General features: G+C 67.2%; 1 protein-coding gene. It reads right to left on the bottom strand.

Translation table 11 applies throughout. The features are described 5' to 3' along the window. A partial coding sequence (locus QZM72_RS35450) for an acetate--CoA ligase (RefSeq protein ID WP_301740436.1) occupies positions 1-1,309 on the bottom strand: 1,309 nt, incomplete at both ends.

Here is a 1,309-nt window from a genome sequence, read left to right as displayed (position 1 = left end):
ATCTTGCCCGAGCGCGTCTTCGGCAGGTTGTCGCCGAAGCGGATGTCCTTCGGCTTCGCGATCGGCCCGATCTGCTTGCCGACCCAGTCGCGCAGCGTCTTCGCGAGCGCCGCCGCTTCGTCGCCTTCCGGGCGCGCGCGCTTCAGCACCACGAACGCCACGACCGCTTCACCCGTCGTGTCGTCCGGACGGCCCACCACCGCCGCTTCGGCCACCAGCTCGTGAGACACCAGTGCCGACTCGATCTCCATCGTGCCGAGCCGGTGGCCCGACACGTTCAGCACGTCGTCGATCCGGCCCATGATCGTGAAGTAGCCGGTCTCCTTGTCGCGCACGGTGCCGTCGCCAGCCAGATACAGCGTGCCGCCGAGTTCTTCCGAGTAATAGCTCTTCTTGAAACGCTCCGGGTCGCCCCAGATCGTGCGGATCATTGCGGGCCACGGACGCTTGACGACGAGAATCCCGCCTTGCCCGTTCGGCACGTCCTGGCCGGTCTCGTCGACCACCGCGGCCATGATGCCCGGCAGCGGCAGCGTGCAGGAACCCGGCACGGTCGGCGTCGCGCCCGGCAGCGGCGTGATCATGTGGCCGCCGGTTTCGGTCTGCCACCACGTGTCGACGATCGGGCAGCGTTCGTGGCCGACGTGCTTGTGATACCACATCCACGCTTCCGGATTGATCGGCTCGCCGACCGTGCCGATGATGCGCAGGCTCGACAGGTCATAGCTCTTCGGGTGAACCTTGTCGTCGGCTTCGGCGGCCTTGATCAGCGAACGGATCGCGGTCGGCGCGGTGTAGAACACGGTGACCTTGTGATCGCCGATCATCTTCCAGAAGCGGCCGGCGTCCGGATAGGTCGGCACGCCCTCGAACACGACCTGCGTGCCGCCGCAGGCGAGCGGGCCGTAGGTGATGTACGTGTGGCCCGTGACCCAGCCGATGTCGGCCGTGCACCAGAACACGTCGTCGGGTTTCCAGTCGAAGGTCCACTTCATCGTCTGCGCGGCCCACAGCAGGTAGCCGCCGGTGCTGTGCTGCACGCCCTTGGGCTTGCCGGTCGAGCCCGACGTATACAGGATGAACAGCGGATGCTCGGCGCCGACCCAGGTCGGCTCGCACGTGTCGGATTCGCCGTCCGTGAGTTCGTGCATCCACAGGTCGCGATCCGCATGCCAGTCGATCTTGCCGCCGGTGCGGCGATAGACGATCACGCTCTTGACCGCTTCGCAGCCGCCCAGCGCGATCGCCTCGTCGGCGATGCTCTTGAGCGGCAGCGTCTTGCCGCCGCGGGCCTGCTCGTCGGCGGTGA

The sequence above is a fragment of the Burkholderia sp. AU45388 genome (assembly GCF_030481585.1).
In the GTDB taxonomy this organism is placed as follows: domain Bacteria; phylum Pseudomonadota; class Gammaproteobacteria; order Burkholderiales; family Burkholderiaceae; genus Burkholderia; species Burkholderia sola.
This window is presented reverse-complemented; position numbering and strand designations above follow the sequence as displayed.